Consider the following 17,736-nt stretch of genomic DNA (forward strand, 5'->3'; position numbering starts at 1 on the left):
CCGGGCGAGGGGTCGCCGGGATCGTGTGGTGGTCCAGGCCACCTCGGCGGTGGCCCCCGATCGGTGCTGCCCGGTGGCGCGGAACCTCGGCGATGCGGGGAAGCGACCGCGGACAGCAAGCACCTAACACCCTAGCAGAGGGCGAGAGAGCAGCCGTTCCAGCCTACGCAGGGCGGCAACCACCGTCAAACACCCTCAGCAGGGCGGACACCGGGCCCTCCCGGTGGCCGGAGCGGCGGTTCTCGCTGATGTCGACGAGGGTCGCCGCGCGTCGGCGGTTGATGGCGCGCCGACAACGCTGTTACCGTGCCCGATTGCGGTCAGCGTCGAAAGGTCCGGTCGTCGCCGGCGGGGCAAGACCGGACAAGGTAGTGAATCGTTCGGCACGGTGAACCCGCTTCAGCGCCCGTTCAGGCAGGGGGCAGGTCCGACCCGCGTCCGGCGGGCGGCCACAATCGGTGCGTACACAGGCTGTGGATAACTTGTGGACGAGGGCCGGTCGGCCGTCCGGTGGGTGTCGTTCCCACCCGCGCGTACGCGGCGGGCTTGGGACGGCCGACCGGAGAAGACGGCGGCGTCGGCGGAGCAGAGGCGAGGGGGTGGCACGACGGTGACCGGTACGACAGACCTTGCCGCGGTGTGGACAGCAACGACCGACGAACTCGCCGACGAGATCATCTCCGCGCAGCAGCGGGCGTACCTGCGGCTGACCCGACTGCGGGCCATCGTCGAGGACACGGCGCTGCTCTCCGTCCCGGACGCCTTCACCCGGGACGTGATCGAGTCCCGCCTGCGCCCGGCGATCACGGAGGCGCTCACCCGCCGACTGGGCAGGCCGATCCAGGTCGCGGTGACCGTACGCGTGCCCGACGACGGTTCCGGCCGCCCGCCGGGGACCGTCTACCGCAGTGTTCCCGAGCCGGGGCCGGCCGACCACGACGGCGGGCAGCCCGGCTACGCCGGCGCCGGCTACGACGGGATGCCCGGGCAGCGGGACGGCAGGGCCCACGACGCCGGGCAGCCGCCGCTCATCCCCGAGCAGACGCACCCCCAGCGCCGGCCCGACGCGTCGTCGCCGGACGACGACGGGCACCGGCCGGACGACCGGGACGGGCAGGAGGCCCTGTTCAGCACCGCCTTCGCCGAGCCGCCGCGACCCGACCGGTCGGCGCCGCCGCGGCACCCGTCCGAGCGCCGGGGCTACGACGAGCAGGCCGCCCGGCTGGACCCGCCGGCCGCCGACACCCGGGGGTACGAGCCGCGCTACCGCGAGGACGCCGTCTCCCCCCGGGACCAGCACGTGATCCGGGCCCTGCCCCGCGACACCGGCACCGACAACGGGCCCGGGCGGGGTGGCGCGGATCACCGGCCCGGTGGCCGGGACGACCGCCGCATGCCCGGCGCCGACGGCGGGGGCAACCGGCTCAACCCGAAGTACATGTTCGAGACGTTCGTCATCGGCTCGTCCAACCGCTTCGCCCACGCGGCGAGCGTCGCGGTCGCCGAGTCGCCGGCGAAGGCGTACAACCCGCTGTTCATCTACGGCAGCTCGGGGCTGGGCAAGACGCACCTGCTGCACGCCATCGGGCACTACGCCACGACGCTGGGCAACGCGCGCTCGGTCCGGTACGTCTCGACCGAGGAGTTCACCAACGACTTCATCAACTCGCTCCGGGACGACAAGACCAGTGCGTTCCAGCGGCGCTACCGCGACGTCGACATCCTGCTGATCGACGACATCCAGTTCCTGGAGAACCGCGAGCGTACGCAGGAGGAGTTCTTCCACACGTTCAACACCCTGCACAACGCCAACAAGCAGATCGTGATCACCTCGGACCGGTCGCCGAAGCAGCTCGCGACCCTGGAGGACCGGCTGCGTACCCGCTTCGAGTGGGGGCTGCTCGCCGACATCCAGCCGCCGGACCTGGAGACCCGGATCGCGATCCTGCAGAAGAAGGCGGCGCAGGAGCGCCTCTACGCCCCGCCGGACGTGCTGGAGTTCATCGCCTCGCGGGTGTCGAACTCGATCCGGGAGCTGGAGGGCGCGCTGATCCGGGTGACGGCGTTCGCCAGCCTGACCCGCTCGACGGTCGAGTTGGCGCTGGCCGAGGAGGTGCTGCGGGACTTCATCCCGGACGGCACCGGGCCGGAGATCACCGCAGACCAGATCATGGTCTCCACCGCCGACTACTTCGGGGTGAGCCTGGAGGACCTGCGCGGCCACTCCCGCTCCCGGGTGCTGGTGAACGCCCGCCAGGTGGCCATGTACCTGTGCCGGGAGCTGACGGACCTGTCGCTGCCCCGCATCGGGCAGGCCTTCGGCGGCCGGGACCACACGACGGTCATGCACGCCGACCGCAAGATCCGTCAGCAGATGGCCGAGCGCCGGTCGCTCTACAACCAGATCGCCGAGCTGACCAACCGGATCAAGCAGAACACCTGAGCGACGGCTCACGGACGCGCCCGACCGGACCATCGGTCGGGCGCTTTTTCGTCGTCCACAGCCGTCCCGGCTTGACCCTCGACATGGTCTAGGCCACACCATCTGAGCCGTGACCGTCCACCGTCCGGATCGTTGTCCACATCTCGTTGTCCACAGCCTGTGGGAAACTACGGTCCGTCCACGCCCCGGTTACCCACAGGTTGTGGAAAAACCCTGGGGACGACCTGTGGACGCCTGGGGACAACCGGGTGGTTGTCCACCGACGACGGTCGGCCTGTGGGAAACCTGTTGAAGGTTCTGGGGATGACGCCGTCGGCGCGGCTTCCGTCTGTCCACAGGTCTGGGGAGAAAGTCGGTGGATAACCGGTGGATAACCGGTGGACGACGGTGGACAACCTGGGGGCGCCGGCAGCCTGTGGACGGGGAGGCGGGTTTTACCCCGGGTTCTCCACAGGTAAACCACCGGTGGATAACGTGTCTGAGCTGCGCAGACGCGGGTTCTCCACAGTTTGCACAGGTGCGATGAAGATGACGAGTTATCTCTTCTAAGAGAACAAAAACCAATCATCACCGTTGGACTTCCTGTGGATAGGCCGGAACGCCGTCGTGGACGGCCTCCCGGCACCAGAAGTCCACGGGGTCGGGCGCACAGCCGATGCCCACGCGCCCTAAGGTGCGATGGGTACCCGCACGGACAGGCGGGTCGGTAGGCAGCGGTCGGCATGAGAGAGTTGTCGCTGACGTCGACGCGGAGGCATTGATGAAGTTCCGAGTGGAGCGCGACGCGCTCGCCGAGGCCGTGGCCTGGACCGCGAAAAGCCTGCCCAACCGGCCGTCCGTACCGGTGCTCGCCGGCGTGATGCTGCGCGTCACCGACGGCAACCTGCAGGTTTCGGGCTTCGACTACGAGGTCTCCAGCCAGGTGACCGTCGAGGTGCAGGGGGACGCCGACGGCGCCGCCCTGGTCTCCGGCCGGCTGCTGGCCGAGATCACCAAGGCACTGCCCGCCAAGCCGGTGGACATCGCCGCCGTCGGCGCGCACCTCGAGCTGGTCTGCGGCAGCGCCCGGTTCACCCTGCCCACCATGCCGGTCGAGGACTACCCGTCCCTGCCGGAGATGCCGGAGAGCACCGGCACCGTCGACGCCGCTGCCTTCGCCGCCGCGGTCGCACAGGTGGCCATCGCCGCCGGGCGCGACGAGACGCTGCCGATGATGACCGGCGTACGCATCGAGCTCTCCGGCGGCACGCTGGCCATGCTCGCCACCGACCGCTACCGGCTGGCCCTGCGCGAAATGCAGTGGAACCCGGACGACCCCGAGGTGAGCGTCAACGCCCTCGTGCCGGCCCGGACCCTGCACGACACCGCCAAGGCCCTCGGCCCGATCGGCGGCCAGGTCGTCATGGCGCTCTCCCAGGGCGCGGCCGGCGAGGGAATGATCGGTTTCGCCGGCGGCACCCGGCGCACCACCAGCCGGCTGCTCGACGGCGCGAACTACCCGCCGGTGCGCTCGCTCTTCCCGGCCAGCCACAACGCCGAGGCGCGGGTGCCCGTCAGCACCCTGATCGAGGTCGTCAAGCGCGTCGCCCTGGTGGCCGAGCGGACCACCCCCGTGCTGCTCAGCTTCAGCACCGACGGCCTGGTGGTCGAGGCCGGCGGCACCGAGGAGGCGCGGGCCAGCGAGGCCATGGAGGCCACCTTCACCGGCGACCCGCTGACCATCGGCTTCAACCCCCAGTACCTGATCGACGGCCTGACCAACCTGGGGGCCCAGTTCGCCGTGCTCTCGTTCGTCGACGCCTTCAAGCCCGCGGTGATTTCGCCCGCCGGCGAGGATGGCGAGGTCATCCCCGGGTACCGGTACCTCATCATGCCGATTCGCGTTTCCCGCTGATCGCACCCGAAGACCCCGACGCACGGAGGTAGGAACACATGCAGCTCGGCCTGGTAGGGCTCGGCCGGATGGGCGGCAACATGCGCGAGCGGTTGCGCGCCGCCGGGCACGAGGTGGTCGGCTTCGACCACAACGCGGAGCTGAGCGATGTCGCGACCCTGGCGGAGCTGGCGGAGAAGCTGGAGTCGCCCCGCGCGATCTGGGTCATGGTCCCCGCCGGCGTCACCGACGCGACCATCGACGAACTCGCCGACGTCCTCGGCGAGGGCGACATCATCATCGACGGTGGCAACTCCCGCTTCAGCGACGACGCGCCCCGCGCCGAGCGGCTGAACGAGCGCGGCATCGGCTACCTCGACGCCGGCGTCTCCGGCGGCGTCTGGGGCCGGCAGAACGGCTACGCGCTGATGGTCGGCGGCGCCCAGGAGCACGTCGACCGGCTCATGCCGATCTTCGAGTCGCTGAAGCCGGAGGGCGAGTTCGGCTTCGTGCACGCCGGGCCGGTCGGCGCCGGGCACTACGCCAAGATGGTGCACAACGGCATCGAGTACGGCCTGATGCACGCCTACGCCGAGGGCTACGAGCTGCTGGCCAAGTCCGAGCTGGTCACCAACGTGCCGGGGGTGTTCAAGTCCTGGCGCGAGGGCACCGTGGTCCGCTCGTGGCTGCTCGACCTGCTGGACCGGGCCCTCGACGAGGACCCGGAGCTGGCCGAGCTGAGCGGCTACACGGAGGACACGGGCGAGGGCCGCTGGACGGTCGACGAGGCGGTCCGGCTGGCCGTGCCGCTGAACGTGATCACCGCCTCGCTCTTCGCCCGCTTCGCCTCCCGCCAGGACGACTCGCCTGCCATGAAGGCCGTCGCCGCGCTGCGCCAGCAGTTCGGCGGGCACGCCGTCCGCAAGCGCTGACCGGAATTCCCGCGCCTGTGTACGTTCGCCGGCTCGAACTGGTCGACTTCCGCTCGTACGAGCGGGTCGGCGTGGACCTGGAGCCGGGGGCGAACGTCCTGATCGGCGCCAACGGCGTCGGCAAGACGAACCTGGTCGAGGCGCTGGGCTACGTGGCGACCCTGGATTCGCACCGGGTCGCCACGGACGCCCCCCTTGTCCGGATGGGCGCCTCCTCGGCGGTGATCCGCTGCGCGGTCGTGCACGAGGGGCGCGAGCTGCTGGTCGAGCTGGAGATCGTTCCGGGCAAGGCCAACCGGGCCCGGCTCGGGCGGTCGCCGGCCCGCCGGGCGCGGGACGTCCTCGGCGCGCTCCGGCTCGTGCTGTTCGCCCCGGAGGACCTGGAACTCGTCCGGGGCGACCCGGCCGAGCGCCGCCGCTACCTCGACGACCTGCTGGTCAGCCGTCAGCCCCGGTACGCCGGGGTGCGGGCCGACTACGAGCGGGTGGTCAAGCAGCGCAACGCGTTGCTGCGCACCGCGTACCTGGCCCGCAAGACGGGTGGGTCGCGGGGCGGGGACCTGTCGACCCTCGCGGTCTGGGACACCCACCTGGCCCGACACGGCGCCGAGCTGCTCGCCGGCCGGCTGGAGCTGGTCGCCGCGCTGGGCCCGCACGTGACGAAGGCGTACGACGCTGTCGCGGCGGGACGGGGGGCCGCCGGGATCGCGTACCGGCCGTCGGTGGAACTGGCGGAGCCCACCACCGACCGGGAGGGCCTGGCGGCGGCGCTGACCGCCGCGCTCGTCGAGTCCCGCTCCGCCGAGGTGGAGCGGGGCACCACCCTGGTCGGCCCGCACCGCGACGAGCTGGCGCTGACGCTGGGCCCGCTGCCCGCCAAGGGGTACGCGAGCCACGGCGAGTCCTGGTCGTACGCCCTGGCGCTGCGGCTCGCCGCCTACGACCTGCTCCGCTCCGACGGCATCGAGCCGGTGCTGGTGCTCGACGACGTCTTCGCCGAGCTGGACGCCGGGCGGCGGGAGCGGCTGGCGGAGCTGGTCGGCGGGGCGAGTCAGCTGCTGGTGACCTGCGCGGTCGACGAGGACGTGCCGGTGTCCCTGCGCGGCGCCCGGTACGCCGTGGGCGAGGGGACGGTGCGACGTGCCGGATGAGCAGCTTCCGCCGGCCCGGCTCGGCCCGGGCCGTGGCGGCGGAACGACCGGCGGCGACTCCGGCAGCGCGGCGGCCGGCGACGCGGCGGCCGGGGCGAGCGGCCCGGAGCTGGCGCGGGCCGTGCTGGACGCGGCGCGCGCCCGCCGGGAGTCGGCGGCCCGCACACGTCGGCGCACCCCCGGCGGGGGCGACGGCGAGGGCGGCCAGCGGCGGCTGCGCGGATACTCCGGCCCCGGGCCGGACCCGCGCGATCCGCAGCTGCTCGGCGCGGTGCTCAACCGGCTCGTCAAGGCGCGTGGCTGGCAGCAGCCGGCGGCCGAGGCGACGGTGTTCGGCGCCTGGGAGCGGGTGGTGGGCCCGGAGGTGGCCCAGCACAGCCGGCCGGTGAAGCTGGAGGACGGCGAGCTGACCGTGGAGGCACGCTCGACCGCGTGGGCCACCCAGCTGCGGCTGCTGGCCGGCTCGCTGCTCAAGCAGATCGCCAGCGAGGTCGGCCACAACGTGGTGCGCAAGCTGCACATCCACGGCCCGGCAGCGCCCTCCTGGTCGAAGGGCCCGCGCCGGGTCCGTGGCCGCGGCCCGCGGGACACCTACGGCTGACGGTCAGCGACCCTCGCGCCGGGCCTCCCGCTCGGCGCGCTTGCGCTCGCGCTGCTCGCGGCTCCACTGCTTGCGCCGCTCCAGGTCCCGCTTCCAGGCCTCCCGGGCGTGGTTCGAGCCGCCCTGCACCGCGCCCTGGACCTCCGGCGGGCCGGCGAGGCGCCGGAACGCCCAGGCCATCAGGCGGCCGCCCTCGCCTGGGGCCTTCGGGGTGGGCTTCTCCTCGGTCATCGCCTGGCCTCCGGTGCACGGGAACGATTGGTGTACAGACCATTGGTACACGTGTTGACCCGGGTAATCGACGCCGCCAACCGCGGGTCCGCCGCCGAGAGGGGTCAGGCGTCGGCGTAGACGGCGAAGCCGCGGTCGGCACAGCGCCGGTAGAAGGCCGCCAGCACGGCCAGCTCGGCGCAGGTGAAGTTCCACTGCGGCGGCTCGCCGCTCTCGTCGCGTAGCGCGTCCAGGCGGCTGTCGAGCCAGCGCAGCTGCTGCTCGGCCAACCGCCCGTCGGCGAGCAGCGACCGCAGCACCTGGCTCACCGAGTCGAAGGTGACGGCCTCGCCGTGCGGGCGGTGGCCCGTCACGAACCGCTCGATGCCGCCGGCGATCCAGGCGCAGCCGTCGGGATCGATCACCGGATCCTCGTCCTCGGCCGCCGCGTCCGTGGCGTAGAGCACACCCTCCAGGCCGAGCAGGAGGTCGACCAGTTCGGTGTACGCGGTCGCCCGCACGATGCCGGTCTTGGCGATCAACTCGGCGAGCGCCGCGGTGGGCGCGGAGATGCGGGGCATGTCGACGATGTCGCCGAAGTCGACGAACTCGGCCGGCGCGACCGGATCGTAGAAGCGGCCGGTCCGCGGCCACTGCACCGCGATGTTGTCCAGCCCCATCTGGCGTCACCTCTTCGAGAGCACGGATAGTTCGTATCGGCTCGATCGTCCGGTTCCGGCCCGAAAAGATCAAGGCCGGGCCGACGGCGTGGCGGCGGTGGCGTTCCCGCCGGTCCGACCGGCACCGATCGTCAGGCGGCGCCGCCCTCGATCGCCCCCTGGCGTGTAGGGGGAGTCGCGGGCGGCGCGGTTCGGCCGGCTACGTCGGTCTCAGCCGCCTCGCAGGGGTGCCGAGTGGTGGTTCTGTCGTCCGCGCACAGTAAGATTGACCCTGAGACGAAGACCCGGTGCGGAGCGACGAGACACGGGCCCGGAGCGGGGCCCGCGATCATTGTCCACGTCGGGTCTAGCCGATCGCGATCCGCGGGCAACCGCGGCGACCGGCGCGTTCGGCCCGTACCCCGGAATTGTCCCCGGTGCCGGTCTGCGCGTCGACGTCGCGTCCTGTCCGCCGAACCCGCGCCCGACGCGCCACCAGGTGCGGACGGCGCGAGAAAGTGGCCGAAGGTGGCAGCGCAGGACAAGCAGGAGTACGGCGCCGGGTCGATCACCGTTCTCGAGGGGCTGGAGGCGGTCCGGAAGCGCCCCGGTATGTACATCGGGTCGACCGGTGAGCGCGGTCTGCACCACCTGGTGTGGGAGGTCGTCGACAACGCGGTGGACGAGGCGCTGGCCGGCCACTGCGACACCATCGACGTGGTGCTGCTCGCCGACGGCGGGGTCCGGGTCACCGACAACGGCCGGGGTTTCCCGGTCGACCTGCACCCGAAGCTGAAGAAGCCGGGTGTCGAGGTGGCGCTGACCGTGCTGCACGCGGGCGGCAAGTTCGACGGCAAGGCGTACGCGGTCTCCGGCGGTCTGCACGGCGTCGGCGTCTCCGTGGTGAACGCCCTCTCCACCAAGATGGCGGTGGAGATCCACAAGTCCGGCTCCGTCTGGCGGCAGCAGTACCACAACTCCAAGCCGACCCCGCTGGAGAAGGGCGAGTCGACCGACCGCACCGGGTCCGCGGTCGCCTTCTGGCCCGACCCGGACGTGTTCGAGACGGTCGACTTCGACTTCCAGACGATCTACCGGCGGATCCAGGAGATGGCCTTCCTCAACCGGGGCCTCACCATCCACCTGCTCGACGAGCGGGTCCCGGAGGAGGAGGACGGCCGGCAGCGCGAGGTCACCTTCTGCTACAAGGGCGGTATCGCCGACTTCGTCCGGCACCTCAACGCCTCGAAGAACCCGATCCACAAGACGGTGGTCGAGTTCGGCGCCGAGGAGGAGGGCATGTCGCTCGAGATCGCCATGCAGTGGAACGAGTCGTACGGCGAGTCGGTCTACACCTTCGCCAACACGATCAACACGCACGAGGGCGGCACCCACGAGGAGGGCTTCCGGTCCGCGTTGACGAGCGTGGTCAACCGGTACGGCACCGACAAGAAGCTGCTCAAGGGTGACGAGAAGCTCTCCGGCGAGGACATCCGCGAAGGGCTCGCGGCGATCATCTCGGTCAAGCTGGCCAACCCGCAGTTCGAGGGTCAGACCAAGACCAAGCTCGGCAACACCCCGGTGAAGAGCTTCGTGCAGCGCGTCTGCAACGACCGGCTGGTCGACTGGTTCGACCGCAACCCGGCCGAGGCCAAGATGATCATCACCAAGGCGTCCCAGGCGGCGCGGGCCCGGATCGCCGCGCAGCAGGCGCGCAAGCTGGCCCGGCGCAAGTCCCTGCTCGAGTCCGGCTCGATGCCGGGCAAGCTGGCCGACTGCCAGTCCACCGACCCGCGCGAGTCCGAGGTCTTCATCGTCGAGGGCGACTCGGCCGGCGGCTCGGCCAAGCAGGGCCGCGACCCGCGGACCCAGGCGATCCTGCCGATCCGCGGCAAGATCCTCAACGTGGAGAAGGCCCGGATCGACCGGGTGCTGAAGAACAACGAGGTCCAGGCGCTGATCACCGCGCTGGGCACCGGCATCCACGACGACTTCGACATGGAGAAGCTGCGCTACCACAAGGTGGTGCTGATGGCCGACGCCGACGTCGACGGCCAGCACATCCAGACGCTGCTGCTCACGCTGCTCTTCCGCTTCATGCGCCCGCTGGTCGAGATGGGGCACGTCTACCTGGCCGCCCCGCCGCTCTACAAGATCAAGTGGAACAAGCGCGGCGACGACGCGCAGTACGCGTACTCGGACCGCGAGCGGGACGGCCTGATCGCGCTGCGCCAGCAGAAGAAGCCGAACGCCAAGCCGGACGACATCCAGCGGTTCAAGGGCCTCGGCGAGATGAACTACCCCGAACTGTGGGAGACCACGATGAACCCGGCAACGCGTACGCTGCGTCAGGTCACGCTCGACGACGCGGCCACCGCCGACGAGTTGTTCAGCGTGCTGATGGGTGAGGACGTGGAGGCGCGCCGCTCGTTCATCCAGCGCAACGCCAAGGACGTCCGGTTCCTGGACATCTGACGGGTCCCGGCGGGCCGGCCGGTCATCCACCGGTCGACCCGCCTGTCCACAGAGTTATCCACAGCGCGGCCGGTATCCACAGCCGTTATCCACAGCACGAAAACGACTCTGAGTCTGATAAGGGTTAACAGTGACCGATATCCCCGAGTCCACACCCAACGAGCCCGAGCTCCCGGAGACCGTCGCCGCCGTCGTTGCGCACGACCGCATCGAACCGGTCGGGCTCGAGGTGGAGATGCAGCGCTCCTACCTCGACTACGCGATGAGCGTCATCGTCGGGCGGGCGCTGCCGGACGTCCGGGACGGGCTCAAGCCGGTCCACCGCAAGATCCTCTACGCCATGTTCGACTCCGGCTACCGGCCGGACCGGGGCTACGTGAAGTGCTCCCGCGTGGTCGGCGACGTGATGGGCCAGTTCCACCCGCACGGCGACTCGGCGATTTACGACGCGCTGGTCCGGATGGCGCAGCCCTGGTCGCTGCGCTACCCACTGGTCGACGGCAACGGCAACTTCGGCTCGCCGGGCAACGATCCTGCTGCGGCCATGAGATATACCGAATGCAAGCTCGACCCGCTGGCCATGGAGATGCTGCGGGACATCGACGAGGACACCGTCGACCTTCAGGACAACTACGACGGCCGGGCCAAGGAGCCCACCATCCTGCCGTCGCGGATCCCGAACCTGCTCGTCAACGGCTCCGAGGGCATCGCGGTCGGCATGGCCACCAAGATCCCGCCGCACAACCTGCGCGAGATCGGCGCGGCGGTGCAGTGGTGCCTGGAGAACCCGGAGGAGGACGAGGCCACCACGCTCGGCGCGCTGCTGGAGATCGTCAAGGGGCCGGACTTCCCCACCCACGGCCTGATCGTGGGCACGCAGGCGATCCAGGACGCGTACCGCACCGGGCGCGGGTCGATCCGGATGCGGGCCGTGGTGGAGGTCGAGGAGGACAAGCGGGGCCGCCCCTGCCTGGTCGTCAGCGAACTGCCCTACCAGGTGAACCCGGACAACCTGGCCGAGCGGATCGCCGAGCTGATCAAGGAGGGCAAGCTCGCCGGCATCGCCGACATCCGCGACGAGTCCTCCGGGCGTACCGGCATGCGGATCGTGCTCGTGCTCAAGCGCGACGCGGTCGCCAAGGTGGTGCTGAACAACCTCTACAAGCACACCCAGCTCCAGGAGACCTTCGGCGCCAACATGCTGGCGCTGGTCGACGGGGTGCCGCGCACGCTCAACCTGGCCCAGTTCATCCGCTACTACGTCGAGCACCAGATCGACGTGATCCGCCGGCGGACGGCGTTCCGGCTGCGCAAGGCGGAGGAGCGGGCGCACATCCTGCGCGGCCTCTCCAAGGCGTTGGACGCCCTCGACGAGGTGATCGCCCTGATCCGGCGCTCGCCCACGGTCGAGGACGCCCGGCAGGGCCTGATCCGGCTGCTGGAGATCGACGAGATCCAGGCGACCGCGATCCTCGACATGCAGTTGCGCCGGCTCGCCGCGCTGGAGCGGCAGCGGATCCTGGACGACCTGGCAAAGCTGGAGGTGGAGATCGCCGACCTCAAGGACATCCTCGCCAAGCCCGAGCGGCAGCGCAGGATCGTCTCGGAGGAGCTGGGCGAGATCGTCGCCAAGTGGGGCGACGAGCGGCGCACCAAGATCGTGCCGTTCGAGGGCGAGGTCTCCATGGAGGACCTCATCGCCCGCGAGGACGTGGTGGTCACGATCACCCGTACGGGTTACGCGAAGCGGACCAAGGTCGACCTCTACAGGTCACAGCGGCGCGGCGGCAAGGGTGTCAGCGGGGCGACGCTCCGACAGGACGACATCGTCAGTCACTTCTTCGTATGCTCGACACACGACTGGATGCTCTTCTTCACCAACAAGGGGCGCGTCTATCGGGCGAAGGCGTACGAGCTGCCGGAGGCCAGTAGGGTGGCCAAGGGCCAGCACGTGGCCAACCTGCTCGCGTTCCAGCCCGACGAGCAGATCGCGCAGATCATCGAGATTCCGAACTACCAGGTGGCTCCCTACCTGGTACTTGCCACGAAGAACGGCCTGGTGAAGAAGACTCGGCTCGAGGAGTTCGACTCCCCCCGGTCCGGCGGCATCATCGCGATCAACCTGCGCGACGAGGACGAGCTGGTCGGGGCGGCGCTCGTCGCGCCGGAGGAGGATCTGCTGCTGGTCTCGAAGAACGCGCAGGCGATCCGGTTCAACGCGAGCGACGAGGCGTTGCGCCCGATGGGGCGGGCCACCTCGGGCGTGATCGGCATGCGCTTCAGCGAGGAGGACGTCCTGCTGGCCATGGAGGTGGTCCGCGAGGGGCTGGACGTCCTGGTGGCCACGAACGGGGGATACGCGAAACGCACCCCGATCGAGGAATACCCCGTGCAGGGCCGGGGAGGTAAGGGCGTGCTGACTGCGAAGATCACCGAGCGGCGCGGTGGTCTGGTCGGCGCGGTGGTGATCGACCCGGACGACGAGCTGTTCGCGATCACCAGCAACGGTGGTGTCATCCGGACTCCGGTGAAGCCTGTACGCCGTACGCGTGACCGGAACACAATGGGTGTCAAGCTGATGGACCTTCCGGATGGCGTGACTATCGTGGCGATTGCTCGCAATGCCGACGAGCCTGACGAACAGGACTAGTTGAATGACGGAGACACAGGCGAAGTCGGGGAACACGGGGACCTCGGCCACCCCGGTCGACGAGGAGGCCGCGAAGAGCGGCACACCAGCGACCGGCCGCGCGGCCGTGGGTCGGGCGACCGTCCCCGCCGACGCGCCTGCCCCGAAATTCACCCGGGCGCCCGGGATGACACCGCCTCCGGACAAGCCCTCCGAGGACGGGGACGCGGCGGACCGGACCGAGGCGGTGGGGACCGACAAGCCGGCCCCCGCCGCCAAGCCGGCCCCCGCCACACCGACGACGACGCAGCCGCTGAAGGTCGGTGCCGCCCAGTCGACCGGCACCACCGGGACACAGCCGCGGATCACCGGCACCACCGGCACGCAGCCCCGCGTCACGGGGACCGCGAAGCCGCAGCCGGACGGCGGCCGCCCGACCGGCGCCGGCCGCCCCGCCAACGGGGGCGGCCTGCCGCCGGGAATCAGCGGCGCCGCCGCCGTCGGGGCGGCCCGTGTGGGTGACGCGGTACGCGCCGCGCGTACGTCGGTCAGCTCGGCCGCGTCGCGCGGGCCGCGCCGGGCCCGGCTGAACCTCAAGCGGATCGACCCCTGGTCCGTCATGAAGTTCGCGTTCGCGGTCTCGGTGGTGCTCTTCATCGTCGTGGTGGTGGCCACCTCGGTGCTCTACCTGGCCCTCGACGCGATGGGCGTGTTCACCAGCGTCAACGACAGCCTGACCGACCTGGTCAGCGCGGGCGGCGGCCAGAGCACCAGCGGCTTCCAGATCACCGCCAAGGGCGTGATCCTCAGCTCGGCGCTGATCGGCCTGGTCAACGTGGTGCTGTTCACGGCGCTCGCCACGCTCGGGGCGTTCGTCTACAACGTCTGCGCGGACCTGGTCGGCGGCATCGAGCTGACCCTCGCCGAGCGCGACTGAACCACCTCGGAAGCCGGGGCACCGCCGAGCGCGGAGCCCCGGCTTTCGTGCGTCCGGAGCCCGCCACCGGGCGTCCGGGCGGGGCGTGCGGGCGACGTAATCGGCTGGGCCGGGCGGGAAGCCTCCGGTAGGTTCAGAAGCGACGGCAACGCCCGGACGTCGCGGCGGCCCCCGATTTGGGGCCGGACGGACGGATGGGTTAACCTTGCTCGTCGCCACGCGGGGCTATAGCTCAGTCGGTTAGAGCGCAGAGCTGATAACTCTGAGGTCGCTGGTTCGATTCCAGCTAGCCCCACCGCACATTCGTCCGACGGCAGTCGAGCGCGAGGGGTAGGCCCCATGTTCAAGAAGCTTCTGATCCTGGCCGGCGTCGTTGGTGTGGCAGCCGTGGTGGCCAGGAAGGTCAAGGCTTCCAACGACGAGCGCGCCCTGTGGCACGAGGCGACCACCGCGCCCGACCTGCGCTGATCTCGCTGGCACTGCCGGCACCGGCGGCGTCGTCCGCCCCGGGGGCCCTAGCTCAACTGGCAGAGCACTGCCTTTGCAAGGCAGGGGTTAGGGGTTCGAGTCCCCTGGGCTCCACCAACATCGCCTCTGAGTAGGCGATTCCTCTTCGCAAGATCCACGGGCACAAGCCGGCACAGGGATCTGATCGGCCAGCACTTGACCTACGAATGGGGCAAGGGCGGGCCTTCGGCGCGCCGCCGTGCCAGCGCCGGGGCGCGCGTGCGGCCTGGCGGCCGGTCACGTCCCGGCGCGCACGGCATGGCGCTCGATCGGAACAAAGTCACGTGCCTTCTGTGGACGTATCACCGAGGATGCCGACGTGCCATCACCGAAGCTGCGCCATTCTGTCCGGGCGATCATCCTCACGGAAGACCACCGCATCCTGCTCTGTCGACACGTCATTCCCGATCCACCTGGACGAATCGTCTGGGCAACGCCCGGCGGAGGCATCGAGAGCGGCGAGACAGCGCTTGTAGCCCTTCGTCGCGAGCTGCAAGAGGAAGTCGGGCTGGCCGTAGATGCCGAACCACCACACGTGTGGCACCAGGAGTTTGTCGTACCCGGACACCTGCCGGGCTACGACGGCGTGATCAACGACTACTTTCTCGTCCGCACCGCCGCCTTCGATCCGCGAGGCACCATGTCCGACGAGCAACTAGCCGCCGAAAATATCAGCGAACTTCGATGGTGGCGCCTGCCCGACATCATCGCCTACCCGGGACCCGACCTGTTCGGGCCCCGCGACCTCGCCGAACTGCTGACGGCATTGGTCGTCGGCGGCGTCCCGCCCAAGCCGGTGCAGATCGGTCTGTGAAGCCGCTTCGGGCAACCCGGCCGTAGACCTATGCCGTCGAAGTGCGGTACCCGTCGGCACCGCGACGTTCCGGGCACCTGATCGGATCGGGCCTCTACGGTCGGGCGCGACCGGGATCCTTCGACCAGGATCGACGTCGAAGGGAGGCCTCGTGATCGCGGCACTCAACCGGCTCGTCGACCTGGTCGAGGAGCACCTCACCGAAGAGTTCGACGTCAGCGGACTGGCCAGGGCGCTGGGCACGACCGAGTACCACCTGCGCCGGATGTTCTCGTCGCTGGCTGGCATGCCGTTGTCGGAGTACGTGCGCCGGCGCCGCATGACCGTCGCCGCCGCCGACGTCGTGCGGGGTGAGGACGATCTGCTGAGCATCGCCGTCCGGCACGGATACGGCTCGACAGAGGCGTTCGGACGTGCGTTCCGGGCGGTCCACGGCGCCAACCCCGGTGACGTTCGCCGCGACGGAGGTCCTCTTCGCACACAACCACAGGTCAGGTTCCGCCTGACCGTCGAAGGGAGCATCCCCATGGACACCCGCATCGTGGAGCGCCCCGCGTTCCGGCTCGTCGGACACGCAGCCCGGGTCCCACTCATCCACCAGGGCGTCAACCCGCACATCCAGCAGCACATCACCGCGCTCCCGCCGCAGGAGCATCTCCGGCTGAAGGCCCTCAGCGACACCGACCCGGGAGGGCTGCTACAGGTCTGCGACGACCTCGATCCCGACGGCACCGAGGGCAGCGAGCTGACCTACCTGCACGGGGTCGCTGTGTCCCGGGACACGCCGGTCGCCGAGGACCTCGACGCCATCGAGGTGCCGGCCGGCAGGTGGGCGGTCTTCCGTACCGCCGGGCCCCATCCGCAGGCACTGCAGGACACCTGGGCCGCGACCGCGACCGAGTGGTTCCCCTCCAACCCGTGGCGTCTGCGGCCGGGTCCCTCGATGGTGGCGATCCTGGAGCGTGCGGACGACTTCAGCACCGCGACCTGCGAGCTGTGGCTACCCGTCGAGCCGACGTGACGGACTTGTGGGCTGCGGGGCACGGTCGGGTCGAGTCTTCCGGGCCCCGCAGCACCACCTGATGCTCGCGGCAGCTTCAGCGGTCAGTGCAGGAAGGTGAAGAGCGTTCCTGTGGCGTCCAGAGGTCGCGGTGTGCCCTGGAACCGGTGGACTCCGACGGAGAACCGCACGTCGGCCGGAGCGTGGAACGCCTCCTCCACGAAGCCGGCGTCGCGAAACCACCCCCGTACGGCCGGCGTGAAATCCGGTGCCCGCCGCGCCCGGGTCCAGATCACGGTGGCACCCGCCGCGCAGAGCTGGGGCAGGGCGGCGACCGTCCGCTGCACGTCGGCGTCCGGGATGTTGCCGAAGACTCCGACCATGAGCACCAGGTCGGCCGGAACCGTCCCGGCGTAGGAGGAGAGCTGGCCCGCGTCCGCCTGCCTGATCACGAGGTGGGAGAGTCCGGCGCGGTCGGCGGCGGTCCGCGCGGCGGCCACGTTGCCGGCGTCGTACTCGAGCAGGCTCACGTGCACGCGCGGGGAGTCGGGCCGTGCGGCGAGGACGCCGATGAGGTCGTGGCCCTGCCCCGCACAGGCGCTGACCACCGTCAGCCGTTCCTCGGAGCGCTCGTCGAGCCACGAGGCGATGTGCCGCTGCACCAGCCGCAGCCGACGTGACAGTGGGGAGTCCGCGTCGGCGTACGGCTGGTGCCACGCCTGCCAGTCGGTACCGCCGGTCACGGGCGGGCGTGCTCACGCAGCAGCGCGAGGAGCCCGTGGCCGTCCTCGATCCGCGCGTCCGGTTCGACTCCCGGGAGCGCCGGTTCCCGGTCGGTGCGGGGCGAGCGCATGAGGATCGCGGCGCCTGTGCCGGCGCGACGGGCGCACACGACGTCGCGGTGCACGGTGTCGCCGACGAACCAGCAGTCGCCGATCGGCACCGCGACGGCGCGTGCCGCCAGCAGCGCCAGTTCCGGGTTCGGCTTCCGGGGCCCGGCCTCGTCGCTGTAGAACTCGGCCCCGAACAGCCCGGAGAGCCCCGCGGCGGCCAGGAAGTCCCGGTGGGCGGCGCCGCAGAGCGTGTTGCTGACGACCGCCATCGGCAGGCCGGCGTCGGCGGCGTGCCGCAGGGCCTCGCCGATGCCGGGACGCACCGCCCACTCCCGGCGCCAGGTCCAGGCGTACGCCAGCGGGGTCGCCTCCCGCTCGACGGCGGCGCGGGCCTCCCGCGGCCAGGACCGGGTTACGAAGTCGGCCCACACCTGGGCGTGCGGCAGCTCGACCGGGTGGTCCGTCCTGCCCACGTCGTCGCGCCACAGGGCGTAGGCCCGCGCGCCCTCCCCCAGGTCACGGGCGATCTGCTCGTCCGGCACCGCGCCGTCGACGAGTTCGGCGAGGCGCCGCACCAGACCCGGCGGGGCCGGCGGTTGGGGAGGCGCGTCGGCCAGGACGCCGCCGAAGTCCAGCAGGAGAGCCCGAGGGGTACGAAGCATGCCCGTCATC

Annotated in this window: 15 protein-coding genes and 2 tRNA genes; 13 read left to right on the forward strand and 4 right to left on the reverse strand. The window is 70.8% G+C overall.

The annotated features are described in order from the left end of the window. Nucleotides 1-637 precede the first annotated feature (637 nt). The 5 genes from dnaA to ACPXCB_RS13640 all read left to right on the forward strand — a co-directional run bounded on the left by dnaA (nucleotide 638) and on the right by ACPXCB_RS13640 (nucleotide 7,000). Entirely contained in the window at nucleotides 638-2,443 is a 1,806-nt protein-coding gene (gene dnaA / locus ACPXCB_RS13620; RefSeq protein ID WP_425875495.1) for a chromosomal replication initiator protein DnaA, read from the forward strand. A gap of 760 nt (nucleotides 2,444-3,203) precedes the next feature. Continuing rightward, nucleotides 3,204-4,337, forward strand: a complete 1,134-nt coding sequence (dnaN, locus tag ACPXCB_RS13625; RefSeq protein WP_425875332.1) for a DNA polymerase III subunit beta — start codon at nucleotides 3,204-3,206, stop codon at nucleotides 4,335-4,337. Between the two features lie 38 nt (nucleotides 4,338-4,375). Further along, nucleotides 4,376-5,248 carry a phosphogluconate dehydrogenase (NAD(+)-dependent, decarboxylating) gene (gene gnd / locus ACPXCB_RS13630; RefSeq protein ID WP_132235451.1) on the forward strand — a complete coding sequence of 291 codons (873 nt, stop codon included), beginning with the start codon at nucleotides 4,376-4,378 and terminating at the stop codon, nucleotides 5,246-5,248. Between the two features lie 17 nt (nucleotides 5,249-5,265). Next, nucleotides 5,266-6,399 (forward strand): DNA replication/repair protein RecF, encoded by a 1,134-nt coding sequence (gene recF, locus ACPXCB_RS13635; RefSeq protein ID WP_425875334.1) that lies wholly within the window; start codon nucleotides 5,266-5,268, stop codon nucleotides 6,397-6,399. Next, a complete protein-coding gene (locus ACPXCB_RS13640; protein WP_425875336.1) occupies nucleotides 6,389-7,000 on the forward strand; it encodes a DUF721 domain-containing protein in 612 nt (203 codons plus the stop codon). The genes recF and ACPXCB_RS13640 overlap by 11 nt, the downstream gene beginning before the upstream one ends. A 3-nt stretch (nucleotides 7,001-7,003) precedes the next feature. Here the strand turns inward: ACPXCB_RS13640 and ACPXCB_RS13645 are convergent, their stop codons facing one another. Together ACPXCB_RS13645 and ACPXCB_RS13650 are read right to left on the reverse strand one after the other, a co-directional pair. Further along, nucleotides 7,004-7,231 (reverse strand): hypothetical protein, encoded by a 228-nt coding sequence (locus tag ACPXCB_RS13645; protein WP_132235445.1) that lies wholly within the window; start codon nucleotides 7,229-7,231, stop codon nucleotides 7,004-7,006. Nucleotides 7,232-7,335: 104 nt separating this feature from the next. After that, nucleotides 7,336-7,890, reverse strand: a complete 555-nt coding sequence (locus tag ACPXCB_RS13650) for a hypothetical protein (RefSeq protein ID WP_425875338.1) — start codon at nucleotides 7,888-7,890, stop codon at nucleotides 7,336-7,338. Between the two features lie 507 nt (nucleotides 7,891-8,397). On the opposite strand from ACPXCB_RS13650, the gene gyrB reads away from it, so the two are divergent. The 8 genes from gyrB to ACPXCB_RS13690 all read left to right on the forward strand — a co-directional run bounded on the left by gyrB (nucleotide 8,398) and on the right by ACPXCB_RS13690 (nucleotide 16,252). Then, the gene (gyrB, locus tag ACPXCB_RS13655; RefSeq protein ID WP_425875340.1) at nucleotides 8,398-10,344 is read left to right on the forward strand and encodes a DNA topoisomerase (ATP-hydrolyzing) subunit B; all 1,947 of its coding nucleotides are present in this window, start codon (nucleotides 8,398-8,400) and stop codon (nucleotides 10,342-10,344) included. Nucleotides 10,345-10,474: 130 nt separating this feature from the next. Further along, the gene (gyrA, locus tag ACPXCB_RS13660) at nucleotides 10,475-12,994 is read left to right on the forward strand and encodes a DNA gyrase subunit A (protein WP_425875342.1); all 2,520 of its coding nucleotides are present in this window, start codon (nucleotides 10,475-10,477) and stop codon (nucleotides 12,992-12,994) included. A gap of 4 nt (nucleotides 12,995-12,998) precedes the next feature. Then, nucleotides 12,999-13,910 carry a DUF3566 domain-containing protein gene (locus ACPXCB_RS13665; RefSeq protein WP_425875344.1) on the forward strand — a complete coding sequence of 304 codons (912 nt, stop codon included), beginning with the start codon at nucleotides 12,999-13,001 and terminating at the stop codon, nucleotides 13,908-13,910. 221 nt (nucleotides 13,911-14,131) lie between these two features. Beyond that, nucleotides 14,132-14,205 (forward strand) — tRNA-Ile (locus ACPXCB_RS13670). A gap of 44 nt (nucleotides 14,206-14,249) precedes the next feature. Next, a complete protein-coding gene (locus ACPXCB_RS13675; RefSeq protein WP_210834795.1) occupies nucleotides 14,250-14,378 on the forward strand; it encodes a DLW-39 family protein in 129 nt (42 codons plus the stop codon). Between the two features lie 41 nt (nucleotides 14,379-14,419). Beyond that, nucleotides 14,420-14,495 (forward strand) — tRNA-Ala (locus tag ACPXCB_RS13680). Between the two features lie 241 nt (nucleotides 14,496-14,736). Further along, nucleotides 14,737-15,231 carry an NUDIX hydrolase gene (locus ACPXCB_RS13685; RefSeq protein ID WP_425875346.1) on the forward strand — a complete coding sequence of 165 codons (495 nt, stop codon included), beginning with the start codon at nucleotides 14,737-14,739 and terminating at the stop codon, nucleotides 15,229-15,231. Between the two features lie 151 nt (nucleotides 15,232-15,382). After that, on the forward strand, nucleotides 15,383-16,252 hold the full coding sequence (locus ACPXCB_RS13690) for an AraC family transcriptional regulator (protein ID WP_425875348.1): 870 nt from the start codon (nucleotides 15,383-15,385) through the stop codon (nucleotides 16,250-16,252). A gap of 83 nt (nucleotides 16,253-16,335) precedes the next feature. On the opposite strand, the gene ACPXCB_RS13695 is transcribed toward ACPXCB_RS13690, so the two are convergent. Together ACPXCB_RS13695 and ACPXCB_RS13700 are read right to left on the reverse strand one after the other, a co-directional pair. Next, entirely contained in the window at nucleotides 16,336-16,974 is a 639-nt protein-coding gene (locus tag ACPXCB_RS13695) for an SAM-dependent methyltransferase (RefSeq protein WP_425875350.1), read from the reverse strand. Then, nucleotides 16,971-17,726: an HAD family hydrolase gene (locus tag ACPXCB_RS13700; RefSeq protein WP_425875352.1), complete on the reverse strand. Its 756-nt coding sequence runs from the start codon at nucleotides 17,724-17,726 to the stop codon at nucleotides 16,971-16,973. Before ACPXCB_RS13700 ends, ACPXCB_RS13695 begins: the two co-directional genes overlap by 4 nt. Nucleotides 17,727-17,736 lie beyond the last annotated feature (10 nt).

Origin of the sequence: Micromonospora sp. DT62, from assembly GCF_049847285.1 — a bacterium.
Taxonomy (GTDB): Bacteria; Actinomycetota; Actinomycetes; order Mycobacteriales; family Micromonosporaceae; genus Micromonospora; species Micromonospora reichwaldensis.